General features: G+C 64.2%; 20 protein-coding genes. 7 read left to right on the forward strand and 13 right to left on the reverse strand.

Features of this window, described 5'->3' with window-relative positions:
- Positions 1 to 88: 88 nt before the first annotated feature.
- From tolB to ruvB, 7 genes are all read right to left on the reverse strand, one after another.
- On the reverse strand, positions 89 to 1,405 hold the full coding sequence (gene tolB / locus AB6N07_RS05215) for a Tol-Pal system beta propeller repeat protein TolB (RefSeq protein ID WP_370676751.1): 1,317 nt from the start codon (positions 1,403 to 1,405) through the stop codon (positions 89 to 91).
- Between the two features lie 86 nt (positions 1,406 to 1,491).
- Positions 1,492 to 2,532, reverse strand: a complete 1,041-nt coding sequence (locus tag AB6N07_RS05220) for a hypothetical protein (RefSeq protein WP_370676752.1) — start codon at positions 2,530 to 2,532, stop codon at positions 1,492 to 1,494.
- Positions 2,533 to 2,535: 3 nt separating this feature from the next.
- Positions 2,536 to 3,009 (reverse strand): protein TolR, encoded by a 474-nt coding sequence (tolR, locus tag AB6N07_RS05225; protein WP_370676753.1) that lies wholly within the window; start codon positions 3,007 to 3,009, stop codon positions 2,536 to 2,538.
- A 3-nt stretch (positions 3,010 to 3,012) separates the two neighbouring features.
- On the reverse strand, positions 3,013 to 3,726 hold the full coding sequence (gene tolQ, locus AB6N07_RS05230) for a protein TolQ (protein ID WP_370676754.1): 714 nt from the start codon (positions 3,724 to 3,726) through the stop codon (positions 3,013 to 3,015).
- Positions 3,727 to 3,988: 262 nt separating this feature from the next.
- A complete protein-coding gene (locus tag AB6N07_RS05235) occupies positions 3,989 to 4,399 on the reverse strand; it encodes a YbgC/FadM family acyl-CoA thioesterase (protein ID WP_370676755.1) in 411 nt (136 codons plus the stop codon).
- Complete coding sequence (locus AB6N07_RS05240) at positions 4,396 to 4,917, reverse strand: isochorismatase family protein (RefSeq protein ID WP_370676756.1); 522 nt, start codon at positions 4,915 to 4,917, stop codon at positions 4,396 to 4,398. Before AB6N07_RS05240 ends, AB6N07_RS05235 begins: the two co-directional genes overlap by 4 nt.
- 1 nt (position 4,918) lies before the next feature.
- Positions 4,919 to 5,965, reverse strand: a complete 1,047-nt coding sequence (ruvB, locus tag AB6N07_RS05245) for a Holliday junction branch migration DNA helicase RuvB (RefSeq protein WP_370676757.1) — start codon at positions 5,963 to 5,965, stop codon at positions 4,919 to 4,921.
- 440 nt (positions 5,966 to 6,405) lie between these two features.
- Here ruvB and AB6N07_RS05250 point away from each other — a divergent pair, with 440 nt between their 5' ends.
- Complete coding sequence (locus AB6N07_RS05250; protein ID WP_370676758.1) at positions 6,406 to 7,146, forward strand: DUF2927 domain-containing protein; 741 nt, start codon at positions 6,406 to 6,408, stop codon at positions 7,144 to 7,146.
- A 368-nt stretch (positions 7,147 to 7,514) separates the two neighbouring features.
- Here AB6N07_RS05250 and AB6N07_RS05255 read toward each other — a convergent pair whose 3' ends face one another.
- A complete protein-coding gene (locus AB6N07_RS05255; RefSeq protein ID WP_370676759.1) occupies positions 7,515 to 8,183 on the reverse strand; it encodes a hypothetical protein in 669 nt (222 codons plus the stop codon).
- A gap of 299 nt (positions 8,184 to 8,482) precedes the next feature.
- Between AB6N07_RS05255 and AB6N07_RS05260 the strand changes: the two genes are divergently transcribed.
- Complete coding sequence (locus tag AB6N07_RS05260) at positions 8,483 to 9,244, forward strand: metallophosphoesterase family protein (protein ID WP_370676760.1); 762 nt, start codon at positions 8,483 to 8,485, stop codon at positions 9,242 to 9,244.
- Between the two features lie 93 nt (positions 9,245 to 9,337).
- Here AB6N07_RS05260 and AB6N07_RS05265 read toward each other — a convergent pair whose 3' ends face one another.
- The 3 genes from AB6N07_RS05265 to AB6N07_RS05275 all read right to left on the reverse strand — a co-directional run bounded on the left by AB6N07_RS05265 (position 9,338) and on the right by AB6N07_RS05275 (position 14,857).
- On the reverse strand, positions 9,338 to 11,056 hold the full coding sequence (locus tag AB6N07_RS05265) for a DUF882 domain-containing protein (RefSeq protein ID WP_370676761.1): 1,719 nt from the start codon (positions 11,054 to 11,056) through the stop codon (positions 9,338 to 9,340).
- A gap of 306 nt (positions 11,057 to 11,362) precedes the next feature.
- A complete protein-coding gene (locus AB6N07_RS05270; protein ID WP_370676762.1) occupies positions 11,363 to 13,195 on the reverse strand; it encodes a L,D-transpeptidase family protein in 1,833 nt (610 codons plus the stop codon).
- Positions 13,196 to 13,309: 114 nt separating this feature from the next.
- Positions 13,310 to 14,857 carry a sigma-54-dependent transcriptional regulator gene (locus tag AB6N07_RS05275; RefSeq protein ID WP_370676763.1) on the reverse strand — a complete coding sequence of 516 codons (1,548 nt, stop codon included), beginning with the start codon at positions 14,855 to 14,857 and terminating at the stop codon, positions 13,310 to 13,312.
- A 182-nt stretch (positions 14,858 to 15,039) separates the two neighbouring features.
- On the opposite strand from AB6N07_RS05275, the gene AB6N07_RS05280 reads away from it, so the two are divergent.
- The 4 genes from AB6N07_RS05280 (at position 15,040) to AB6N07_RS05295 (ending at position 20,228) form a co-directional block, all read left to right on the forward strand.
- Complete coding sequence (locus AB6N07_RS05280; RefSeq protein ID WP_370676764.1) at positions 15,040 to 16,893, forward strand: M3 family oligoendopeptidase; 1,854 nt, start codon at positions 15,040 to 15,042, stop codon at positions 16,891 to 16,893.
- A gap of 300 nt (positions 16,894 to 17,193) precedes the next feature.
- Complete coding sequence (locus tag AB6N07_RS05285; RefSeq protein WP_370676765.1) at positions 17,194 to 18,327, forward strand: Re/Si-specific NAD(P)(+) transhydrogenase subunit alpha; 1,134 nt, start codon at positions 17,194 to 17,196, stop codon at positions 18,325 to 18,327.
- A 16-nt stretch (positions 18,328 to 18,343) separates the two neighbouring features.
- Positions 18,344 to 18,823 carry a proton-translocating transhydrogenase family protein gene (locus tag AB6N07_RS05290; RefSeq protein ID WP_370676766.1) on the forward strand — a complete coding sequence of 160 codons (480 nt, stop codon included), beginning with the start codon at positions 18,344 to 18,346 and terminating at the stop codon, positions 18,821 to 18,823.
- 10 nt (positions 18,824 to 18,833) lie between these two features.
- Positions 18,834 to 20,228 (forward strand): NAD(P)(+) transhydrogenase (Re/Si-specific) subunit beta, encoded by a 1,395-nt coding sequence (locus AB6N07_RS05295; protein WP_370676767.1) that lies wholly within the window; start codon positions 18,834 to 18,836, stop codon positions 20,226 to 20,228.
- Between the two features lie 63 nt (positions 20,229 to 20,291).
- Here AB6N07_RS05295 and AB6N07_RS05300 read toward each other — a convergent pair whose 3' ends face one another.
- Complete coding sequence (locus AB6N07_RS05300; RefSeq protein WP_370676768.1) at positions 20,292 to 21,680, reverse strand: MATE family efflux transporter; 1,389 nt, start codon at positions 21,678 to 21,680, stop codon at positions 20,292 to 20,294.
- 279 nt (positions 21,681 to 21,959) lie between these two features.
- Positions 21,960 to 22,415, reverse strand: a complete 456-nt coding sequence (gene mntR / locus AB6N07_RS05305) for a manganese-binding transcriptional regulator MntR (protein WP_370676769.1) — start codon at positions 22,413 to 22,415, stop codon at positions 21,960 to 21,962.
- A 233-nt stretch (positions 22,416 to 22,648) separates the two neighbouring features.
- On the opposite strand from mntR, the gene AB6N07_RS05310 reads away from it, so the two are divergent.
- Positions 22,649 to 23,974: an Nramp family divalent metal transporter gene (locus AB6N07_RS05310; protein WP_370676770.1), complete on the forward strand. Its 1,326-nt coding sequence runs from the start codon at positions 22,649 to 22,651 to the stop codon at positions 23,972 to 23,974.
- The last annotated feature ends 124 nt before the right edge of the window (positions 23,975 to 24,098 follow it).

A 24,098-nucleotide genomic window follows, 5' to 3' on the forward strand; every position in this document is an offset into this window, starting at 1 on the left:
AGACATGGTTAATAAAATATAAAGCCCCGAATTTCCGACCTTTTGATGGTGAATCGGCGCCGAAGGACCTCCGGCGCCGATAATTTCATTACTTGAGCAGCGGCGACCATGCGGGGTCGGAGGCGAAGTTCGGCGTTGGGATCTTTTGCTCGTTGCGGCCGGTCAGATCGACCGAGAAGAGCTGCGGCCCGCCGTTCGGGCCACCGGCATCACGGAAGAACATGATGACGCGGCCGTTGGGAGCCCAGGTCGGACCCTCGTTGTGGAAGCCCTCGGTGAGAATGCGCTCGCCCGAGCCGTCCGGCTTCATCACGCCGATGGCAAAGCCGCCGCTGGACTGGCGGGTGAAGGCGATCAGGTCGCCGCGTGGGCTCCAGACCGGCGTGCCGTAGCGGCCGTTGCCGAAGGAGATGCGGGTGGCGCCGCCGCCGCCGGCACTCATCACATAGAGCTGCTGGTTGCCGCCGCGGTCGCTTTCGAAGACGATGCGCGAGCCATCGGGCGAGTAGGAGGGCGAGGTGTCGATCGCCGCCGTGTTGGTCAGCCGCGCCGGAGCACCGCCGATCGGCATGGCGTAGATGTTGGCGTTGCCGTCCTGCTCGAGGCTCATCACCACCGAAGCGCCGTCCGGAGAGAAGCGCGGCGAGAAGGTCATGTTCGGGAAGTTGCCGACGAGCGAGCGCTGGCCATTCTCGATGTTCAGAAGATAGACGCGCGGATCGCTGGTGCCGAAGGACATGTAGGTGACCTGCTGGGAGGTCGGCGAGAAGCGCGGCGTCAGCACGAGGTCCTTACCATTGGTCAGGAATCGAACGTTGGCGCCGTCCTGGTCCATCAGGGCGAGGCGCTTGACGCGATTGCCCTTGGGGCCGCTTTCGTCGACGAAGACGATGCGGGTGTCGAAATAGCCCTTTTCGCCGGTCAACCGCTCATAGATGGCGTCGGCGATGATGTGGGCGATGCGGCGCCAGTTCTCGGGCGTGGTGAAATACTGCTGGCCGGCGAGCTGGGTGCCGCCGAATACGTCCCACAAGCGGAAGTCGGCCTGCAGCCGGCCATCGGCGGCGCGGATGAGGCCGCCCGAAACCAGGGCCTGGGCGTTGATTACCCGCCAGTTCTGGAAATTGGGCACCGCGTTGGGATCGGTGATGCGGTCGACGTAGGAGGCCTGATTCAGCACTTGAAACAGGCCGGAACGCTGCAAGTCGGCGGCAATGACGCCGGACATCTGCTGGCCAATGGCGGCAGTGTCGGCGCTGCCGACGAAGCTCGGGACAGCGATGGGCAACGGCTGAACGTTGCCGCCGTTGATGTTGATGGTAATTTCGGCGCTGGATGGCGCCGCCGCGGCGACGACCGTAATGGCCGTCAACGCGGCAAAGAGAGTGCGGACCAGTTTTCGCATCCTAAGGTACTCCCAAACGGATGGTCCGGACGTGCTCCGATCGAGCGATGCGGCGCGGTCCGGCTCGATTTGCTTGGCTCGCCTCGTCAGTAGGACGACGGCGGGGTGAAATTCATGTTCACGACCTGCCATGTGTCGAACTTGTCCTTTGGCAGGAACGGGTAGGGCGCGCAACGCTGGACGGCGCGCACGGCTGCCTCGGCGACGGCTTGGCCGGCCGGGCCGGGGGGAACGGATTTGATCTCGGGCGGCGAGGCGAGGTCGCCATCGATGGTGAAGGTCACGCGCAACGGCACGACCATTTGGTCGACGCCGTCGGCGCCAACCGGCGGATTGAAGCAAGCGGTTACCGCGGCGGTGAGCGCTTCCAGTTCGCTCTGGCTCATCTCGGCCACCGGGCCGGTACGGTTCTCAGAGCCGAGCGAGGCTTCCTTGTCGGATTGCTTGCCACCGCCGCCAGATGGGTCGACCTTGTTGAGGAGTGCCGCCATCTCGTTGGGGTCGAAGTTCTCGCTCTTGGAATCTTTCTGTGTCTGCTTGGGCTTTTCCTTGACCGGCTTGGCATCGGCCTTGTCCGGCTGATCGGCCGTATCCTCGGTCGGTGTCGGGGCCGGCGGCTTCGGCTTCACCGGCGGCAGCTTGGGTGGTGTAGGAGCCGGCTTGTCGGCTTCCTTGATCTTCTCGGCAATCTCGCCGGTATCGGCCTTGGGCGTGTCTTCCGCCGTTGCCACCTTCTCCTCGGCGGGCTTTTCGATCGGCGGCGGCGTTTCGGCCGGCTTGGGCGGCGCTGCCTTCGGTGGTGGTGGCGGCGCCTCGGCCGTCTTGGCGGCGGCGGTATCGGTGGCCTTTTCGGTGATCGGCGTCGACTGGTCGTTCTTGGCGGCGCCGGCCCGCTGCGAATCAGGCCTCGGTATCGGCGGCTTCACCTTGGCCTGAGACGCATTCTCGGATTTCGGAGCGTTCTTGGTGCCTTCGGCGATCTTCGACACGTCGGCGATCGGCACGAGGTCGACCGGCAGCGCATCCACCGGCGCGGCGTCAAACGGCTTCGCGCCGGAAAAGGATGCAAATCCCCAGGCGAAAAGCAGCACGTGACCGATGATCGATGTCGTAAGACCTATGCGCATGTATCAGTTGGACGGCGCCGCAGCCGTCCCCGTTTCCTCTTGCGTGATCAGACCGATCTTCTTGAAGCCGGCCGCCGAAATGCGGGACATGACACGCATCACCATGCCGTAGTCGGCGGCTTTGTCGCCGCGCACGTAGATGCGTTCCTCGACGCCATTCTTGGCGACGGCCATCAGCTTGGGAACCAGTTCCTCGAAGGAAATTTCGCTGTCCTGAATGAATACCTTGCCGGTGGGGTCGATCGAGATGTTGATCGGATCGGTCTGGCCCTCCATCGGCTTGGCGGCGGTTTCCGGCAGATCGATCGGCACACCGACGGTCATCAGGGGCGCTGCCACCATGAAGATGATCAGCAGCACCAGCATGACGTCGACCATTGGCGTCACGTTGATCTCGCTCATCACGCCACGGGCATGACGACGCCTGCGGCGGCGACTGCCCGCTGTGGATCCTCCGCCGGTGCCACCCATGCCCATCGCTCAGCTCCTGTCGTCGATCTGACGTGACAGGATGGCGGCGAACTCGTCGGCGAAGCCATCCATGCGCGAGCCGAGCTTGGCAGCGTCGGCGGAGAGTTTGTTATAGGCGAGAACCGCTGGAATGGCGGCGGCAAGGCCCATGGCGGTGGCGAGCAGCGCCTCGGAGATGGCCGGCGCCACGACGACGAGGCTGGTGTTCTTGGACGTGGCGATCGCCTGGAACGAACTCATGATACCCCAGACGGTGCCGAACAGGCCGATGAACGGGCCGGCCGAACCAATGGTGGCCAGGAAGATCAGCCGAGCCTCGAGGCGTTCCATCTCGCGGGAAATCGTTACGTCGATCACCTTGCCGATGCGATCGGTGATCCCCTGGAAGGACACGCGTCCGGCCTCGTGGCTGCGCTTCCATTCGCGCATGGCGGCGACGAAGATCGCGGCGAGCCCCTCGTTGGAACGGGACGTGAGCGAGCGATAGAGCTCTTCGAGTGACTGGCCGGACCAGAACACCTTCTCGAAGTGGTCCATCGAGCGACGGGCGCGATTATAAGCGATGATCTTGTCGACGATGATCGCCCAACACCAGACTGACGACGTCAGGAGGCCGAGCATTACCGCCTTCACGACGAAACTCGCCTGCCAGAACAATGCCCAGACGGACACCTCGGCGGCCGGTGCTGCGAGCACGTTCTGGGTCAGTTCGACCGCATTCATGAGTGTCTTCCGTTTGTCCGCAGAATGGGGCGGGGATTTCTCGACGCCAAGTCTCGTTGACCGTGGTGGGCTATGGCGGCAAGCATTGATGCCTTGACTTCCACATGGCGCCCAAATTTGGCGAAAACGGGACTTGACGGTCAGGAAAACCAAGGGATTTCGAACCCCTGCCGCCGGGACGGGTTCCGCCGCCGACGGCGCCGGTGTCCCGTTCCTGTCATCCTATGGTATGGTTAAGGAAGGTTTACCACAGTGGCCGCTTTCAGCGCGCACCAGCAATCAGAGCGGCCATGGCGGGCGGCAGGCGGCGCGGTCGACCGTTGCCGCCGGTTGCCACCACCTCTACCTCGGCGGCGGCGATGAGGTCGTCGCCACGCAGAAGGCGCTGGATGACGGTGAAACGCGGGCCGGAAATGCTGCCGATTTCCGTTTCCACCGTCAGCAGATCGTCCAAAAAGCCGGGCTTGCTGTATTCGATGGCGAAGCGCCGAACGACGAACAGCAGCGCGTCCGGCCCGTTGCGATCGGCCGTGGCGCTCTGGCTGATGCCGAGATCCCGTAAGAATTCGGTGCGGCCGCGCTCGAAGAAGCGCATGTGGCTGCCGTGGTAGAGAATGCCGCCGGCGTCGGTATCCTCAAAATAGACGCGGACGGCGAGGTGATGGACGGTCAAAAGGCGATATCCTCGGCGGGAACGACCGAAACCGGCGCATCGAATCGCGACCACACCCAGGTGTGATGGCGCACGACGTCGGCGGCTGAAAGATGCGGCCGATCCGAGGTCGTATGGCCGTTGGCGATCACCGTGGTTGCAAGGCCGCGCGAGGCAGCGGCGCGGACGGTGGTGTCGACGCAAAAATCGGATGCGTAGCCGCCGACCACGATGCTGTCGACGCCGAGCCGGTCGAGAGTGGCGGCAAAGTCGGTGTTCCGAAAGCCGTCACAGAAGGATTTGGCGACGACGGTGTCGCCGTGCCTAGGGGCGAGAGAAGGATGAAACTCCCAGCCGGGCGTGCCGCGCTCCCATTCGCAGCCCGCTTCTTCATGCTGGATGAAGATCACCGGAACGCCGGCGGCTCGCGCTTCGGTCGCCTTGCGGTCGAGGAGGGCGGCTATTTCGCCGATCCGAAAGGCGCGCGGCGCAACGAACAGATTGGCTTGAACGTCGATGATGACAAGGGCGCGGGTCATCTCATTCCTCCTCGCCGCTGGAAAACAGCGTGAACTGGGCCTCCTCGGCGGTCTTCGGCACGGCGAAGCCCATGTGGCGGAATGCGTGCGGTGTCAGCAGGCGGCCACGCGGGGTGCGCTGCACGAAACCCTTCTGGATGAGATAGGGCTCGACGATGTCTTCGATGGCATCGCGCGGTTCGGCGATAGCCGCCGCGATGGTCTCGATACCGACCGGCCCGCCGTTGAAGCTGAGAGCGATGGTGTTGAGATAGCGCAGATCGAGCGCGTCGAGACCGATGGGGTCGACGTCCAGCCGGAGCAGGGCCCGGTCGGCAATCTCGGCGGTGATCATCTCCTCCCCGGCGACAATGGCGAAATCGCGCACGCGGCGCAACAGACGGCCGGCGATGCGCGGCGTGCCGCGCGAGCGCTTGGCGATCTCGGTGGCGCCATCGTCGGCGATGCCGATGCCGAAAATTCGAGCACCGCGCCGGACAATCTTTTCCAGTTCCTCGGTGGTGTAGAATTCGAGACGGATCGGGATACCGAAACGGTCCCGAAGCGGTGTCGTCAACAGCCCGAGCCGGGTGGTGGCTCCTACCAGAGTGAACTTGGCGAGGTCGATCCGGACCGAACGGGCCGCCGGTCCCTCGCCGATGATCAGGTCGAGCTGATAGTCCTCCATGGCCGGATAGAGGATTTCCTCCACCGCCGGGCTCATGCGGTGGATTTCGTCGATGAACAGAACGTCGCGGTCCTCGAGATTGGTGAGGAGAGCGGCGAGATCGCCGGCCTTGGCGATGACCGGACCGGAGGTGGCGCGGAAGTTGACGCCGAGCTCACGGGAAACGATCTGGGCCAGCGTGGTTTTCCCCAGGCCCGGCGGGCCGACGAACAGCACGTGATCGAGGGCTTCCTTGCGAGTCTTGGCGGCTTCGATGAACACCTGGAGATTAGCGCGGGCCGACGCTTGGCCGACGAATTCGGAAAGCGCGCTCGGCCGGATCGACTGCTCGAAATCCTCGGCGCGTTTTTCGCCCGTGACGATCCGGCTCTCTTCGCTCATGGTGATCCGATCGTCTCCGGCGGTCTGGAGCTTTCAGGTGAAAGCCAGTTCACCAAAAAAAGCTCCATCTTCCTGCTTTGGCGCCCTTCCATACCGAAGCCGCGACAGGCTTTTTCTGGAATTGCTCTGGTGGCTCGGCTCCATGGTCGGGACCTGCCCGATGGAGGGCCCCACCGCGGGCGCCAGACCATCTAGCCGAATCGACCTGTTGTGCCGGTTGTTCGCCTTTCGTTTTGCACGAAAGGGAGGCGATTGCCAAGCAGTCGGCGGGGCAGTGAGAAACTGCCGCAGCCGATCGTGGGCTATTGTGCTCGATTGTTGGCCGTCAATGATCACAATTGCGTCACGCATCCGTGATCAGTTGGATTGACCTGAGCTGAGGTCTGGTTAATTCTCCTCTTGGGTTCGAGACGTTTCCATCCCTCCGCGACGAGGTGGTTATGGCAGCTTTCAGGACAGTGTTCGGGCTTATGTTGCTCGTGACGGCGCTGGCGGTGGTTGGCAATTTTCTGGCCAATCCAGCGCGAGCTGAAAGCATCGGCGGTTTTTCCGACGATGAGTTGATGGACGGCTTCCAGAAAACGGTGTTCGGTGTCGAATACGGCAGCGTGGCGGCGGGAAGCAGCGTCAAGAAATTCGAAAGTACCGTCCTCGTTCGCGTTATCAATCTCGCCGACAAGGATCGTCAGCGCCAGATCGCTGGTTTCGTCTCCCAGCTGCCGCGTCTCGTGCGGGGGCTCGACATTCGTATGGCGGGACCTGGTGACAATCCCAATTTCACCGTCTACGTGGTCGATCGCGCCGATTATACCGACACCGTGCGGACCGACGTGCTCGGTACGTCGCGCGGCGCGGCACCGGGTCAGTGTCTGGTGCGCGTTTACCCAGGGTCGCTTGGCATCGTTCGGTCCACCGCGGTGATCGTTTCCGATGAGGGCGACAGCCTGTTCCGGCGCTGCATGGTCGAGGAGATCCTGCAAGGCCTCGGCCCGATGAATGACAACGCCGCGCTCTACGCCTCGGTATTCAACGATCGTTCGCGCCACGATAGCTTCATGCCCTTCGATCGGGCTGTGGTGTCAATGCTCTATGACCGGCGCATTCGCCCCGGCATGAGCCGTTCCGAGGTCGGCACGCTGTTGCCGAGGGTACTCGCCGACGTGCGGCGCTCCGTCCGCTAAGAGCCCGACCCGAAACTCTACTGGGGTGGGCATCTAGCTTCGAGTTCTGCGCTTCCGGTGCTCACGAACAGGAAGTTCGCTCCGCTCCGGTTCTCGAACTCATCGCTATCTGCCTGACCCCAGCGAGTTTCGAGTCAGGCTCTAAGAGATTTGGCGATCAGATTGAATTCTTCTCTGATCGCCAAGTGCGACCCGTCCAGTTAAATCTCACTGGAGCGCCGGCCGATTTTGGGCCGGCTCAAACCGGAGCCCGGCGGATGCTCCACCTCTCACACACAACAGTGGGGCAGGCCTGCTGATAGGCTCTGCTGCAAGTTCTATGATCGAAGTGAAGTTCACAGGCTCGCCGACGGATGGGCGGGTCTGTTTTACTGAATGTTGCGGTGGATGCGGCTCAGGAAATTGGCTTGCTCGCCAGCGGGCCGCTTCTCGATGACGGCTGTGATCTGGTCGCGCCGGTCTGGCGTTGCAATGTATATTTTGGCCAGATCCTCACGCCCGCGATTGCTGGCAGCCAGCGTTTCGATGTCGGCATCGGCGATGGCCTTGATCGCGGCAGGCGCGTCCGGAAGCAGGTTTATCAGCTGTATCCGGTCGCTGGCGAGGGCATACTGCCAGGGGCCGTAGGCTCGGCTGAGTTCGATGGCGCGCAAGGTGGTGTCGCGCTTATCGGCATCGGTGGCGGCGAACCTTGCCAGCGTCAGCCAAAGAATGCCGTTGCCCGGTGCCGCTTCCACCAGTGATTTCGCCCGCTCGTAGCAGGCTTGATTGAGGCGCGGGCGATCCTCAAAGGGGATCGGCTCGGCGGTCGGATCGAAGGCGAGCCGGCGGCAATCGATGTCGTAAACGCTGAGGGCTCGCTTGCCGGAAAGGAAGGGTACGTCCGGGTTGGTCGCCACAGACTGCAACCGGTCGGCGGTGGTGCCGGTCGTGCTGAGGAAGGGCGCGGATTCCAGACTCATTCCGTAAAGGCCGAGACAAAGCAATCCGGCCGAGAACACACCAATGAAGGGCGCGGACAGCTTCAGTGACTGCATCGACAACTTCCTCAAAATCAGACGTCCATCCACACGAACAGCTTGTCGGACTAAGGCCCCGGCGCGGAACCAAAGGGATCGGCCGCCGTTTTCATTCTATCTACCCCGGCCCGTCTTAACCGTCTCGGTAAAATTCAACGACCGCAGGAGAAATCGCTGGACGTTTGTAAGCGTAAACCGGATAAATACGTAAAGACAAGAAGTATTGCCGGCAGGCTTCCGAGGGTGCTGTGCAAAGCTGCTGCCTGCCTCAGTTTGGAGTCCCTTATTTGCTCACCGCTGTTCGATCGCTTTTCGGTATGGGAACAAAGTCTGAGCCGGTTCCACCCACGAACCGCCGCGAGCGCATCGAGATCGATCCGACAGAGGCAGTCGTCTATGCCATTGGCGACGTCCACGGTTGCCTCGCCGAGCTGAGAGCTGCCGAGCGGCGGATCATCGCCGATGCTCACGACCTGCCGGCCAAGCGCCGGATTATTCTTTGCCTCGGCGATCTCGTCGACCGAGGTCCACAGTCGTCCGATGTGCTCGATCATCTGATCAGCGCGCCACCGTCCGGCTTCGAACGTCTGACGATCTGCGGCAATCATGACGCATCGTTCGTCGACTTCGTCGACGATCCTCACGCCAACATGGGATGGCTGGAATTCGGCGGCGAGCAGACGCTCGCATCCTACGGCATCGACATGACACGATTGGCCCGCCATCGTGGCGGCCTCAGCGGGGTCGGCGATATAGCACGCAGCACTGTTCCCGAGGCACATATCAGCTTTCTGAGAAGCCTGCCGGTGTCGGTGCTGTTTGGCGGTGTGTTGTTCGTCCATGCCGGCGTTCGTCCCGGCGTACCGCTTGAGCTGCAGGACGACAACGACTTCATGTGGATTCGCGAGCCCTTCGTCAGCCGCCCAAACGGGTTGGGCATCACGGTGGTGCATGGCCATACGCCGGCCAACGAACCGGTTTTCGCGCCGGGGCGCATCGGTATCGATACCGGCGCCTTCGCGACCGGCCGCCTTACCGTGTTGCGCGTTTTCGGCGATCGCGCGACCGTCATTACCTAAGGTTTCCGAGGCGCGCGGTAAATCAGCCTTGCGACAAAATGCTGACGCCGGCCCCGCGAGGGACCGGCGTCTTTCGTTCTGCCAGGACTATTTTCAGCGCATCGCCAGCTGGCGCCGCGTGAAGTCGATGATCTCGGTCGGCGCCGCCACCGGTCCGGCGAAATGGGTCGATACCAGCGCGCCATAGGGTTGGGCGGAGAAGGTGGCGTTCACCACCTGGGCCGGCGCCTCGAACATCGTGGCGAGATGCAGTTGGTCGGGGTGGGTCAGCGTCCGGAAGTGACCCCAATAGACGGACTGACCGCCATCGAGAAGCATAGGCCCGTCCTCGGAGGCGACTTCGGGCAGCTCGACGTTGCCGAACATGTCGCTCTTGCCGCCGTCGATCACTGGCCGGGCAAGTTCAGCCACCGGTGCCGGCGACGCCGGCTTGCGAGGCGTGGGCGACAGGGATGCCATCTGTACCGGCTGACGTGCCGGAGCCGCCGCTGGTAGGGGCGATTCGGTGGCGGGCGGTGCAAAGGAAAGCGCGGTGGCGGCTTGCGGTGTCTGGTCCTGGGCCACCTCGGCCAGCGCAAGCTGGGCGGCGATGGCGTCGTCCTGGCGACTGGCGGCCACCGGCAGCGGCACCTCGACCGGCACCGGCGGCTTCACCGGCGGCAGCATCATCGGCGTATCGGCCATGGCGACCTCAACCGAGTCGGCGGCGATCTCCGAAGGTTTGGCCTGTGGCAAGGGCACGCTATCCATCGCCAACCGATCGGCACCGGTGAGCTGCGGTACGGCGCCGGGCTCGAGGTTGGCCGGCAGCGTCGCCTCGGCGAGGCTGGTCACCCGACGCTCGGGGGCGGCGGCGGGCGGCGGCGGCGTGAAAGCGGCGGTCAACACGGGCGCGGTGGGGGGCGCCGTCACGACTGCCGGAGGGGTTGCCTTGGGGACGAGGGGAGCCGGCTTCGCGGCGACGGCCGGTGCCTCGTCTTCCCCACTGGCCGAGCCGATCTCCTCGGCGTTGTCTTCCTCGTCGTTCGAAAACAGCATGGCCAGCAGGCCCTTGCCGGAGCTGCCGGAAGAAGACCCGGCCGAAGCCATGGCGATCGGAGCGGTGCCCTTGTCGCGTTGGAGCTCGGCGAGCGCCTGGCTGTAGCCGGGCAGAGGCTTGCCATCGGTTGGGATGTGGGCGGTCTTGCCGTCGGGGAACAGGCCGACGAGCTGCGTCCGGCTGAGGCGCGGCCAGGCGCGCACCGAGCCGACGTCGATATGCACGAAGGGGCTGTTGGCCGACGGATACCAGCCGACGCCGCCGTTCTGCATCTGGACGGCGATCATGCGTAGCTTGTCGACGGACACGTCGGGAATGTTCATGTCCATCGCCTTGCCGAGCGTGTGCTGGCTGTGCTTGGCGACGGCCGACGAACGGGACCGCAGCAAATTATTGGTGGCGAGCGACCGGTAGCCGCAGACAACCTGGAGCGGCTGGCGGGAACCGGACTTCTGATAGAGCTCCCATACCGTGTCGAACAGGCGCGGGTCCATCCGCGTCGCCTCGTTGCGTCGCCAGTCGCGCAGGAAGCGATTGAGCTCGGCAAGGGCGGAGGGAACGTAACGACCATCCTTCTTGAAGGTAATGGTCAGCCGCTCCTTGGTGTGCATGTTGTAGAGGTCGAGGGTGCGGTTATCGGCAGCTTTCGCCGCCGAGGCCAAAAGCGACAACGCCGCGACCGTGCCTACGAAGGTGCCCAGCGCCGCGTGACCGGCGGCGAGGGCGAAGCGGGAAGGGGTCACTGTCACGCCGAAAGCCTTGGCTGCTTTCATTGAAGCGATTCCACTTCCTGATGATGTGTTCGTTGTCCGGGTTTTCACGCGTCTCTGTCCGCTTGCTCTCGTCTCCAGCCAACTCTGATTATTGGCGGATAGAATTAAGCAACGGTTTACCGTAAGCCAATGAAGGCCGGCTTAGGCTCCGATGGTGGAAACTTCCCCTGGATTTCACGGGGCGTACAATACCCGCCACCGGCCGAAAGGCCAAGTGGGTAGTTTATGGCATGGGATAAACGCCAAAATACCCGCTCCGCCAAAGGCGAAGCAGGTTCTCAGCCGGGAAAATCGTGCGTTTGCAGATCAGACCTGCGACATGCCCAATGCCTTCTTGATGGCCTGGATGTGGCCATAGATATCGTCGCGGATCTGCAGCTTGCCGCCGTCGTCGACGAAAGCGGTGAAGTAGGCGAGATGCACTTTGAGGTGAGTGGCAATATCGACGCGCTTCTCATCGCCGCCGAACATCGCCTGAAGCTTGGGTACCGTCCACTGCGGGTCACCCTGCAGAACGGCGTCGGCGAAGGACATCGGATCGTCGACGCGCACGCAGCCATGACTGAAGGCGCGGACGTCCCGGTTGAACAGGCTCCGCAGCGGCGTATCGTGCAGGTAGACGGCGTGCTGGTTCGGGAACATGAACTTGATGTGGCCCAGCGCATTGGCCTCGCCCGGCACCTGGCGGATACCGACGGCCTTTACCGCGTTCTCGTCCCAGATGATGCGGGTCGGATCGATCAACTGGCCGTCCCAGGTGACCTCGTAGCCGTGGCGCGAGAAGTAGCCGGCCGGATCCGCCTTGATTTCCGGCAGCATCTCCTTGACCTTGATGGACTCGGGGACGTGCCAATAGGGGTTGACCACCAGATACTGCATTTCGCCGGAGAATATTGGCGTCTGGTTTGTCGACTTGCCAACCACGACCCGCGCTTCGTGCACCTTCTGCCCATGGCGGAAGACGCGCACCTTGAATTCGGGGATGTTGACCAAGACGTAGTCCTGGCTGAGATCGCGCGGCATCCAGCGCCACATTTCCATGTTGGCGATGATCTCGCCTTCGACGTCGCGATGGGCGCCGTTGAGGACGGAAACCGTTCGGCTGCCGACGACACCATCGGCGGAAAGGCCGTTTTCCTTCTGGAAGGCCTCGACGGCGGTAACCAGCGCTTCGTCATAGAGGGCAGGGTCGAGGCCGGCGTCGGGCAGGGCGAGGCCGAGCCGCTTGCGCAGCGTGGGAACGCCGTCATCGCTCATGCCGGGTTTCAGCGATTTCGTCAGGGCGACCGTTTCGGCGGGAGCCGTTCCGGCATTGCTGTTGGCAGCTCGTACCTCGGCCAGCATGGCCCTGAGGCGGCGGAAACCTTCGGTCGGCGGATTGAAACTATCCAGGGCGGCCGCGGCATCGCTGGCCCCTGAGACCTTTGCGAGCGCCCTGTCGGCCGAAATGCGCTCCGGCGTACGGGTGATGTCCTTGGAGATGGACAGGGGAGCAACGCGGCCGCCGGACGCCTGTTCGGCGAAGGTGGCCACGGCCATCGAAACGCGGAGATCGGCGTTGGCGAGCAGTTCCGTGGTGTCGGCGGTCAGGCCGGCCTCGGGCAGGGCATAGTCGATCGGGTTGAGACCGTCTTCGACGGCATCGGCGAGCCGGGCGATGACCGCCTTGGCCTTGGTCGAATAATGATCGCCTTCGACCCAAAGCGGCTGGTTGCCGCGGGCGGCATAGACCTTGGCGACAGCGTCGGCCCGACGGCGCGCATCGCCGGTTGCCGAGGCGACGACCTTACCGATCTCGGCGACAATGGCCTGATCGGTCGGCATTCCTGGCAAAGTTGTCACCGCGACAGGTGTCGGTGCCGGATCGACGGTGGGCGCCACGACGGGCGCGGCGGTCTCGGTCGTCGGGGCGGCGGGCTCGGCCTTTGGCGCGACGACTTCGGCGGATGGCGTCGTGGTCGCAGTGGCAGGCGGCAGCGTTTTGGTTTCGACGGCTCCCGGCGTCGTGGTGTCGGTGGTTTTGGCTCCCAGCGGGTCGAAGCCGGACTCGGCGACGGCCGGCACGGCGGACAGGCCGAGGCCGATCACGGCGGTAGAAAGAAGAAGTCTGGACAGCGAGGAGATCATAACGTTCACCACGGCCATTTCTGCGGGCTTGAGCCTGACGGGAAATGTCATAAGGGTTTTGTTTGGCGCTTCGGCAGCGCGTCGACAAGGCCGACACACCGCCAAAGGTCGATTACGGGCTTCTTGTTACTCAGCGGCCACACCCGCGTCGTCTTCGCCGTCGGCGAGGCCGTATTCCTTGAGCTTGCGATAGAGCGTCGAACGGCCGATGCCGAGCCGACGCGCCACCTCGGCCATGCGCCCGCCGTAGTGGTCGATGGCGAGGCGGATCATCTCTTCCTCAATGGCGACAAGGGGGCGGACATGGCCATCGTCGGCCAGCGAACGCAGGAAACCGAAGGGTGCCGGGTCGCTGTTGGGGCCGGAATTGACGGCGACGCCGATCAGGCCGTCTTCATGGGCAACCGGCGGCAGGGAACTTTCGATGACCACCGGCTCTGTCGTCGGCGGAGCATCGGTGCCCTCTACGCGGCGGATGGCCGAAACGTGGCCGGTCTGGGCGGCGATCTGCGGGAATTCGTCGACGGTGAGGTCGCCGCCGTCGCAAAGAATGACGGCACGGAAAACGGCATTTTCGAGCTGGCGGATATTCCCCGGCCAGCTGAAGGCGCTGAGCATGGCGACGGCGTCCGGCCGGATGCCGGTGATGCGGCGCTTGCCTTCCTCGGCGGCGAAGCGGGAGACGAAATGCTCGACCAGGAGCGGGATGTCCTCGCGCCGGTCTCGGAGCGGCGGTACGAAGATCGGGTAGACGTTGAGGCGGTAATAGAGGTCTTCGCGGAAGCGGCCCTCCTTCACCATATCGAGCAGGCGCCGATTGGTGGCCGAGATCAGGCGGAAGTCGACCTTCTGCGACCGGCGGGCGCCGACCGGCTCGATCTCGCCTTCCTGGATGGCGCGCAACAGCTGCACCTGCACCTCGAGCGGCAGTTCGCCCACTTCATCGAGGAACAGCGTACCGGTGTGCGCCTCCTGGAACTTGCCGGTGTGGCGGTCGACGGCGCCGGTGAAGGCGCCCTTCTCGTGGCCGAACAGGGTTGTCTGGACGAGATTTTCGGGGATCGCACCGCAATTGACGGTGACGAAGGGCTTGGTGCGGCGATCGGATGCGCCCTGAATGGCGCGGGCGACCAGTTCCTTGCCGACGCCGCTCTCGCCCTCGATCAAGATGGGGATGCCGGAGGTGGCGGCGCGTTCGCCGAGGCGAAGGACGCGGGCCATTTCCGGGCTCTTGGTGATGATGTCGCGAAAGCCGAGGCTGGCCGGCGTCGAGCGGCGGGTGCGGCGGATCTCGCCTTCAAGGGCGGTGACCTTCAACGCATTCTGGATCGAGACGGCGAGACGCTCGTGATTGACCGGCTTGACGATAAAGTCGAAGGCGCCGGCCCGCATGGCGCCGACCACGGTGTCGATGGAACCGCGCGAGGTCTGGACGATCACGGGAATGGTCTCGCCGGCCTTGGCGAGGCGTTCGAGCACCGCCATGCCGTCGAGGTCGGGCATGACGAGGTCGAGAATCATCAGTTGGAATTCGCCCGGCGCCGCGGCCAGCCTGGCGAGGCCGGCTTCACCACCGTCGGCGGTGACCGCCTCGTGGCCGAAGCGTTTGACGGCCTCTTCGAGGAGGCGGCGCTGGATCGGATCGTCGTCAACGATCAGGATGCGAGCGGCCATGCGTTAGTCCGTCCTTCCGCGTCTGTGCCAATTCGGGGCACTGTGCCGACCGAAGGGTTAAGGGAAGGTTAGGGTACGGCCATCGATCACCCATTTTTCACCGACATTTCCGTTGATCGTCGGTGGCTGGAACACGTAGTCTTGCGCATGGCGCCTTGCGCCGAATTTGGAGTTGCAGTTCGATGAGCCGTTTCCGTCTGCCCCGTCCCGCTTTTCATCCCGCCGACGTCGGTGCCGTTGCCGAGGTGCTGCCGGAGTGGGATCTTTCGGCGCTGTATGCCTCGCCCGACGATCCGGCCATCGAAGGCGACATTCAGGCGGCGGGCGACGCCGCCGCCGCTCTCGCCGGCCGGGCAAAGGGCCGGCTCGAAGCGCTTCTCAAGGCGCCGGACGGGGCTTCCGCCTTCGCCGCGCTGATCGCCGACTATGAAAAGCTGCAGGATCTCCTGGGGCGGGTGATGTCTTATGCCGGCCTGCTCTATTCGGGCGACACCACCGATCCCCAGCGCATGAAGTTCTATGGCGACGTGCAGGAGAAGGTCACGGCCATCTCCTCGGGTCTTCTGTTCTTCGAGCTCGAAATCAACCGGATCGACGACGGCCTGATCGAGGCCGGCTTTGCCGAGCCGGCGCTTGCCCACTACAAGCCCTGGCTCACCGACATCCGTCTCGACAAGCCCTACCAGCTCGAGGATCGGGTGGAGGAGCTGTTCCACGAGAAGTCGATCACCGCCTATTCGGCCTGGAACCGGCTGTTCGACGAGACCATCGCCGGCCTGCGCTTTCCTATCGATGGCGAGGAGCTAGCCATCGAGCCGACGCTGCATCTCCTGCAGGAAGTCGATCCGGCCAAGCGCAAGGCGGCAGCCGAGGCACTCGGCAAGGTTTTTGGCGACAACATCGGCATCTTCGCCCGCATCACCAACACGCTGGCGAAAGACAAGGAAATCTCCGACCGTTGGCGCGGCTTCAAGGACATCGCCGACTCGCGCCATCTCGCCAACCGCGTCGAGCGCGAGGTGGTCGACGCGCTGGTCGAGGCGGTGCGGGCGGCCTATCCTCGCCTCAGCCACCGCTACTACCAGCTCAAGGCGCGCTGGATGGGCAGCGAGACCATGCCCTACTGGGATCGCAACGCACCATTGCCCGGCGCCGTCACCCGGCAGGTGCCGTGGGGCGAGGCCAAGGCGATGGTGCTCGACGCTTATGGCCGCTTCTCGCCGGAGATGGCCAATATCGCCCGCCGCTTCTTCGACGAGCGCTGGATCGACGCGCCGGTGCGGCCGGGCAAGTCGCCCGGTGCCTTCGCTCATCCGACGGTGCCGTCGGCGCATCCTTACGTGCTGCTCAACTATCTCGGTCGCACGCGAGACGTGATGACGCTGGCCCACGAACTCGGCCACGGCGTGCACCAGGTGCTGGCCGGCCGGCAGGGCGCGCTGATGGCGCCGACGCCGCTGACGCTGGCGGAGACGGCCTCGGTGTTCGGCGAGATGCTGACCTTCCAGTCGCTGCTGCGCAACGCGGCGACGCTGGCCGAAAAGCGGACGCTCCTCGCTTCAAAGATCGAGGACATGCTCAACACCGTGGTGCGGCAGATCGCCTTCTATTCCTTCGAGCGCAAGGTGCATGCCGCCCGTCGCGAGGGCGAACTGACGGCCGACCGCATCAACGAGGCCTGGCTTTCCGTGCAGGGCGAGAGCCTTGGGCCGGCCATCACCTTCGGATCGGGCTATGAGACCTTCTGGGCCTATATCCCGCACTTCATCCACTCTCCGTTCTACGTCTACGCCTATGCCTTCGGCGATTGCCTGGTGAACTCGCTCTACGCCGTGTTCGAAACGGCCGAGACCGGCTTCCAGGACAAGTATTTTGCCATGCTGGAGGCCGGCGGCACCAAGCACCACAAGGAGCTGTTGGCGCCTTTCGGCCTCGATGCCAGCGATCCGGCCTTCTGGCAGATGGGCCTGTCGGTGATCGAGCGCATGATCGGCGAACTCGAAGTGCTCGACGCGGCCATCGCCAAGCAAGGGTGATGGGTTCAGAGACCGTCGATCGTTGATAAGTATTTGCGCGCAAAGTCGAGACACCCGCCGGTTCGCCGGCGGGTTTTTCCTTTCAGGCCAAATACCTATGGGGAAAAATGCTTCTCAAGAGGGGCTGTCATCGCGTCCCACAACCCGAACGTTACGTTGCATTACGCAAGCAAAAGGCTCTAGGAGTTTTTCCGGAGGTCCGGCCGGCCTCGGCTCGCTTTCCGGGAGGGAGGCGGGAAGGGGGCGCCTTGGGGCGGCTCTTCCGATGCTGGCATATGCGAGACACCCTGGAGAAGCTCAATGAAGATTGCGGTGTTGAAGGAACCCGATCCCGAGGAGGGGCGCGTCGCCATCACTCCCGAGACGGCCAAGCGCTTCATCGGCCTTGGCGCCACGGTGCTGGTGGAAGCTGGCGCGGGAATACGCTCGCTCATTCTGGACTTTGATTATTCGATGGTTGGCGCGGTGCTGACCGAGACGGCGGCCGACGCGGTGCGCGAGGCCGATATCGTGTTGACGGTACGGCGCCCGTCGCAGGAGATCCTGTCGCACCTCAAGAAGGGCGCGCTCGCCATCGCCATGATGGACCCTTACGGCGATAATGACGCCATCAAGGCCATGGCCGATACGGGTGTTACCGCCTTCGCCATGGAGTTCATGCCGCGCATCACCCGTGCCCAGGTGATGGACGTGTTGTCGAGCCAGGCCAACCTTGCCGGCTATCAGGCGGTCATCGATGCCGCGTCCGAATATGGCCGCGCCTTTCCGATGATGATGACGGCGGCTGGCACGGTGCCGCCGGCGCGCGTCTTCGTGATGGGCGCCGGTGTCGCCGGTCTGCAGGCGATCGCTACCGCCCGCCGGCTTGGTGCCGTGGTGACGGCCACCGACGTGCGGCCGGCTGCCAAGGAGCAGGTGGAAAGCCTCGGTGGCAAGTTCGTCGCCGTCGAAGACGAGGAATTCAAGCAGGCCGAGACGGCGGCGGGTTATGCCAAGCCGATGTCGGCCGAATATCAGGCCAAGCAGGCGGCGCTGGTCGCCGAGCACATCAAGAAGCAGGACATCGTCATTACCACGGCGCTGATCCCCGGCCGGCCGGCGCCGCGCCTGGTTTCCGCCGATATGGTGAAGTCGATGAAGCCGGGCTCGGTGCTGATCGACCTTGCCGTAGAACGCGGCGGCAACGTCGAAGGCGCCCGGCTCGGCGAGGTCGTGACGACGGCGGAAGGCATCCGCATCGTCGGCCACAAGAATGTGCCCGGCCGAATCGCCGCCACCGCCTCCCAGCTCTACGCCAAGAACCTGTTCGCCTTCGTCGAGACACTGGTCGACAAGAAGGAAAAGGTTCTCGCCGTCAATTGGGACGACGAACTCGTCAAGGCAACCGCGCTGACGCGCGACGGTGCCGTCATCCATCCTGCTTTCCTGAACTGACGCGGAGAACCATCCGATGTCCTCTACGCTCACGGCCGATCAGGCCCTTGAACAGGCGCGGTTCGCCGCGCGCGTCGCCGCCGAGGCGGCCCGCGCCGCCGAAGCCGCAGCCAACGCCGCCGCCGATGCCGTCGCTTCCGGCCAGGCGGGCGCGGCCACTGATGTGGCCGGCGCCGCCGCCCATGCGTTGTCGGGCGGGGTGATCGATCCCTTCGTGTTCCGCCTGTCCATCTTCGTGCTGGCGATCTTCGTTGGCTATTTCGTGGTGTGGTCGGTGACGCCAGCCCTGCACACGCCGCTGATGGCGGTGACCAACGCCATCTCGTCGGTGATCATTGTCGGCGCGCTCTTGGCCGTCGGCGTTGAATTTCTGGCGCCGGGTACCGGCGTGTCGCGTGGCTTCGGCTTCGTCGCCGTGGTCCTGGCATCGGTGAACATCTTCGGTGGCTTCCTGGTCACCAGTCGCATGCTCGCCATGTACAAAAAGAAGCATTGAGGGGACGGACATGACAGCCAATTTCTCCGCCGTCCTCTACCTGGTCTCGGGCGCCCTGTTCATCCTGGCGCTCAAAGGACTCTCCAGCCCGGTGACGGCCCGGCGCGGCAATCTTCTGGGTATGCTCGGCATGGCGATCGCCATCTGCACGACGCTCGCCTCGATCAAGCCATCCTTCGGCGCCTATGCGCTGATCGTCGTCGGCCTCGCCATAGGTGGCGGCATCGGCGCCTACATTGCCCGCAAGATCCCCATGACGGCCATGCCGCAGCTGGTCGCGGCCTTCCACTCGCTCGTCGGCCTCGCCGCCGTGCTGGTGGCGGCCGCCGCGATCTATGCGCCGGAAGCCTTCGGCATCGGTCTGCCCGGCTCGATCCATGCACAGGCGCTGGTCGAGATGAGCATCGGCGTCGCCATCGGCGCCATCACCTTCACCGGCTCGGTGATCGCCTTCCTCAAACTCGATGGCCGGATGAGCGGCAAGCCGATCATCCTACCGTTCCGCCACTGGGTGAACGGCGGGCTGGCCGTGCTGCTGGTGGTGCTGATCGTGCTGCTCGTCAACACGGAAAGCCACCTGGTGTTCTGGCTGATCGTGCTGGTCTCGCTGGCCTTCGGCGGCCTGCTCATCGTGCCGATCGGTGGCGCCGACATGCCGGTCGTCGTCTCCATGCTGAACAGCTACTCGGGCTGGGCGGCGGCCGGCATCGGCTTCACGCTGGGCAACACGGCGCTGATCATCACCGGCGCGCTGGTCGGCTCGTCGGGCGCCATCCTCAGCTACATCATGTGCAAGGGCATGAACCGCTCGTTCATCTCGGTGATTCTCGGCGGGTTCGGCGGCGAGACGGCGGTGGCCGGCGGCGCGGTGGAACAGCGGCCGGTCAAGCAGGGCTCGGCCGAGGACGCCGCCTTCATCATGAAGAACGCCTCCAAGGTGATCATCGTGCCCGGTTACGGCATGGCGGTGGCCCAGGCCCAGCACGCGCTGCGCGAGATGGCCGACAAGCTGAAGGCTGAAGGCGTCGAGGTGAAATACGCCATCCACCCGGTGGCCGGCCGTATGCCCGGCCACATGAACGTGCTGCTCGCCGAGGCGTCGGTGCCTTACGATGAGGTGTTCGAACTCGAGGACATCAACTCGGAATTCGCCACCGCCGACGTTGCCTTCGTCATCGGCGCCAACGACGTCACCAACCCCGCCGCCAAGACCGACAAGACCTCGCCGATCTATGGCATGCCGATCCTCGACGTCGAGAAGGCCGGCACGGTGCTGTTCGTCAAGCGCGGTATGGGCTCTGGCTACGCCGGCGTCGAGAACGAGCTGTTCTTCCGCGACAACACCATGATGCTGTTCGCCGACGCCAAGAAGATGGTGGAGACGATCGTCAAGAACCTCGAATGAGGTTCGAAACGGGCTGAAAAAGCAGGGGCCGTCGCGGGGTACGCGGCGGCCCCTTCGTTTTACTCAGGCCGAGCTGGGGTGGAAGATGCCCCAGGATAGGTGGTGCCGGCGGGCGTTCCAGATGAGCAGGGCGGCCACCACGCCGAGCATCACCACGTCGCTGACCGGATAGGCGATCCAGATGCCGATCTCGCCGACCGCCATTGGCAGCAGGACGAGCACCGGCAGACTGATGACATAGGTGCGGACGAGATTGAGGATCGCCGCGCTGCCGGCCATGCCGAGCGCCTGATAGTAGCCGCCGAGGATCATTAGCGGTGCCGACAGCACATAGGTGACGTTGGTAACCGGCATGATGCGCGCCACCTCGTCGATTACCTGGAGATCGGCAACGAACAGCGAGCCGACCGGCCGAGCGAGGAACATGAACATCGCTTCGAACAGAACCGCGTAGACCACGGCGATGCTGAAGGCGACCTTCAGCGTCGTCCTGACACGATCGTGCAGACCGGCGCCGAAGTTATTTCCGGCAATCGACTGGCAGGCCATGGTGACGCCGAGGAGCGGCAGGAAGGCGAAGGTCATGACGCGGTTGAGGACGCCGTAAGCGGCGATGGTGGCGGCCGGATTGGCGGTCGACCACACCTGGATGTCAGTGATCACCGTGGCGCTCGACAGGCTGATGCCGAGCAGGCCCAGCGATGGCGGCGCGCCGAGGGCAAGCATTTCCTTCCAGTTGGCAAGAAGCGACCCTGTGCCGCGCGCATAGAGCGGCAGCCGCGTGCGGCCGGAGAGGCGGAGGAAGAATACGGCGGCGATGGCCACCACCTGCGCCAGCACGGTGCCGGCGGCCGAGCCGGCGACGCCGAGCCCGAACGGGCCGATCAGGATGTAGTTGAAGACGATGTTGAGCAGCGTCACCGAGATGGCGACGATTGCCATCATCCCGACCTTGCCCTCCGAGCGCAGCGCGTCGCCCTGGATCGACAGGAAGAAGCTGAAGGGCGAGAACACCACCATGATGGTGGTGAACACGAGACCCATGTGGGCGATCTCCGGATCGCCTTCCGACAGCGCGCGCGTCATCGGCCCGCCGACGAACAGCAGCACCAGAATCAGGACGCCGCAGACGATGAGCGCCAGGAGGTTGGCGGCATTGACGCTGCCCTCGGCCGCGCGGATGTCGCCGGCGCCGATCTCGCGGGCGACGATGGACGCCATGCCCGAGGACACCATGCTCTGCAATGCCACGATCAGCATCATCACCGGAAACATCAGCGTCACTGCGGTGAGCGCCTTCGGTCCGGCGAGGCGGCCGAGCAGCAGCGCGTCGACCACGGTGTAAAGACCGCTCACCGTCATGAACAGGACGATCGGCGCGGCGGTGCGCACGAACACCCGCGTCAGCGAGCCGTGAAGATAGGGATTCTGGGTTTTTTCTTGTTCGGACATGACCTCGCCTCGCAGCGCACTCCGGAGCCATAGCCCAGACATTGCAAGGGCTTTGCTCTAACGCTTTGTGTCAGGCGCCCGCTTGATCAGGCTTGTCGCAAGCCGGTCGCGCGGACGCATTGGAAACGAGACGAGGAACCCGCATTGCCGCACGTCGGAGCGCGAAAATGGATGAGACAAGGAAACTGGCTTCACCAATGCTCGAAAAAGCATGCGGGCGGCCGGCGCCAGGGACCGGCTGCCGAAGTAGAACGTCACGGAATGGTTGTCAATATCGGCCTATTGCCGGCTGTCGAGATAGGCCTCGAAGGCCTTCAGCGTCGTCTCGGAGACGTAATGCTCGATGCCCTCGGCATCCATTTCGGCCGCCTCGGGCGGTACGCCGACGGCGATCAGCAGGCGAACCACCAGGCGGTGGCGGGCCTTCACCTCGCGGGCCATGGCGGCGCCGGTGTCGGTGAGGAAAACGCCGCGATAAGGCCGCGAAATGACCAGACCTTCGCGCTTCAGCCGCAGCACTGCCTTGTTGGCGGTGGGGTGGGTGACGCCCAGCCGGCGGGCGATGTCGGTGATGCGCGCCTCGCCGAACTCCTCGGTGAGGTCGGCGATCAGCTCGGTATAGTCCTCGAAGAGGGCCGTTGAGCGGATGGCGCGGGCGTTGGTGAAGCGGTCGGCGTCGGTCGCCTCCGGCGGGATGCCGTCGTCGGGCTCGGGCGGCAGATCATCCCTCGACATGGGTCCAGTCCTTCACGGTCCTTTGGGCGGCAGCAAGGGGCCGACGCGCTGCTTTGATGGCGCGGCACACTATGCAGCCCAGGCTAAGATTTGCAATCGTCCATCAGGATTGGCGGGTTTCGGCGGAACCGATGACGGTCACGCGGATTTAATTGCAAGTTAGTCGCAATAAGCTTGACGGAAATGTAGCCTATGCTATATTTCCAAGCATAGGAAACCTCCTGGTGATCCCGATGTCCGCAGTCTCCCAGTCCGCCGTCAGCGTAACCCCCTCCGGAATGACCGGTCGCACGTCGATCGCCATCTCGGAAGCGCTGGCGGGCCGGCTCAAGGGACCACGGGCGATGCTGGCCTTCGTCGGCCCGGCGGTGATCGCCTCGATCGCCTACATGGACCCCGGCAACTACGCCACTAACATCGGTGCCGGCGCTGGCTATGGCTACGCGCTGATCTGGGTGGTGGTGATGGCCAATCTCGTGGCCATGCTGTTCCAGGCGCTGTCGGCCAAGCTCGGCATCGTCACCGGCCGCAACCTCGCCGAAATGAGCCGCGATCATTTTCCCTTCCCGGTGGTGATCGTCATGTGGATCATCTCCGAGATCGCCGCCATGGCCACCGACCTCGCCGAGTTCCTTGGCGGAGCGATCGGCTTGTCGCTGCTGTTCGGTACCTCGCTGTTCACCGGCATGGTCATTACCGCTCTGGTCACCTACGGCCTGCTGATGTTCGACCGCGGTGGCTTCAGGCCGATGGAGCTGATCATCGGTGGTCTCGTCGGCGTGATTGGCGTCAGCTATCTGATCGAGATGCTGATCGCTCCGATCGACTGGATGGCCGCCGCCACCGGCGCCGTGACCCCGGTATTGCCGGACGCTGGCGCGCTGACCTTGGCCGTCGGCATCATCGGTGCCACCGTCATGCCGCACGCCGTCTACCTGCACTCCGGCCTCACCCAGCATCGGGCGAAGGTGCGCAACGAGGGCGAGCGCCGCAAGGTGCTGAAGTTCTCCAACATCGAAGTGGTGGCCGCGCTGGCCGTTGCCGGCCTCGTCAATATCGCCATGGTCATGATGGCCGCCTCGGCCTTCCACGCCGGCCATAGCGACGTCGCCGAGATCGAGACCGCCTATCACACCCTGACCCCGCTGCTCGGCGCCGCTGCCGCCGGTGTGTTCCTGGTGTCGCTGATCGCCTCCGGCATCTCCTCGTCGGTGGTCGGCACCATGGCCGGTCAGATGATCATGCAGGGCTTCGTTCGCTTCGAGATCCCGGTTTTCCTCCGCCGTCTCATCACCATGGTGCCGGCGTTCGCAGTGGTCGCCGCCGGCGTCAACGCCACCGACGCGCTGGTCATCAGCCAGGTGGTGCTGTCGTTGGCGCTGCCGGTGCCGATGATCGCCCTTGTGCTGCTCACCCGCCGCGCCGATATCATGGGCGCCTACGCCAATGGCCGCCTGACCGACGCGCTCGCCATCGCCGCCACCGTCGCGGTGCTGTCGCTCAATGCCGTGCTGGTGTATGGCGCCTTGGGGCTGAAAATCCCCGGCCTTTCCGGCTGAAAGGGGCCTGAAGGCCTCATTGCAACGACTCTTTCGGCTAGCTCCGCGAATCGTGATTGCTGCCTTCTTACCCTGTGAACGAGAAATAAGCAGATTAGGACAGTTGCCAAGAGTGGCGATTGTC

The sequence above is a fragment of the Pleomorphomonas sp. PLEO genome (genome assembly GCF_041320595.1).
GTDB lineage: Bacteria > Pseudomonadota > Alphaproteobacteria > Rhizobiales > Pleomorphomonadaceae > Pleomorphomonas.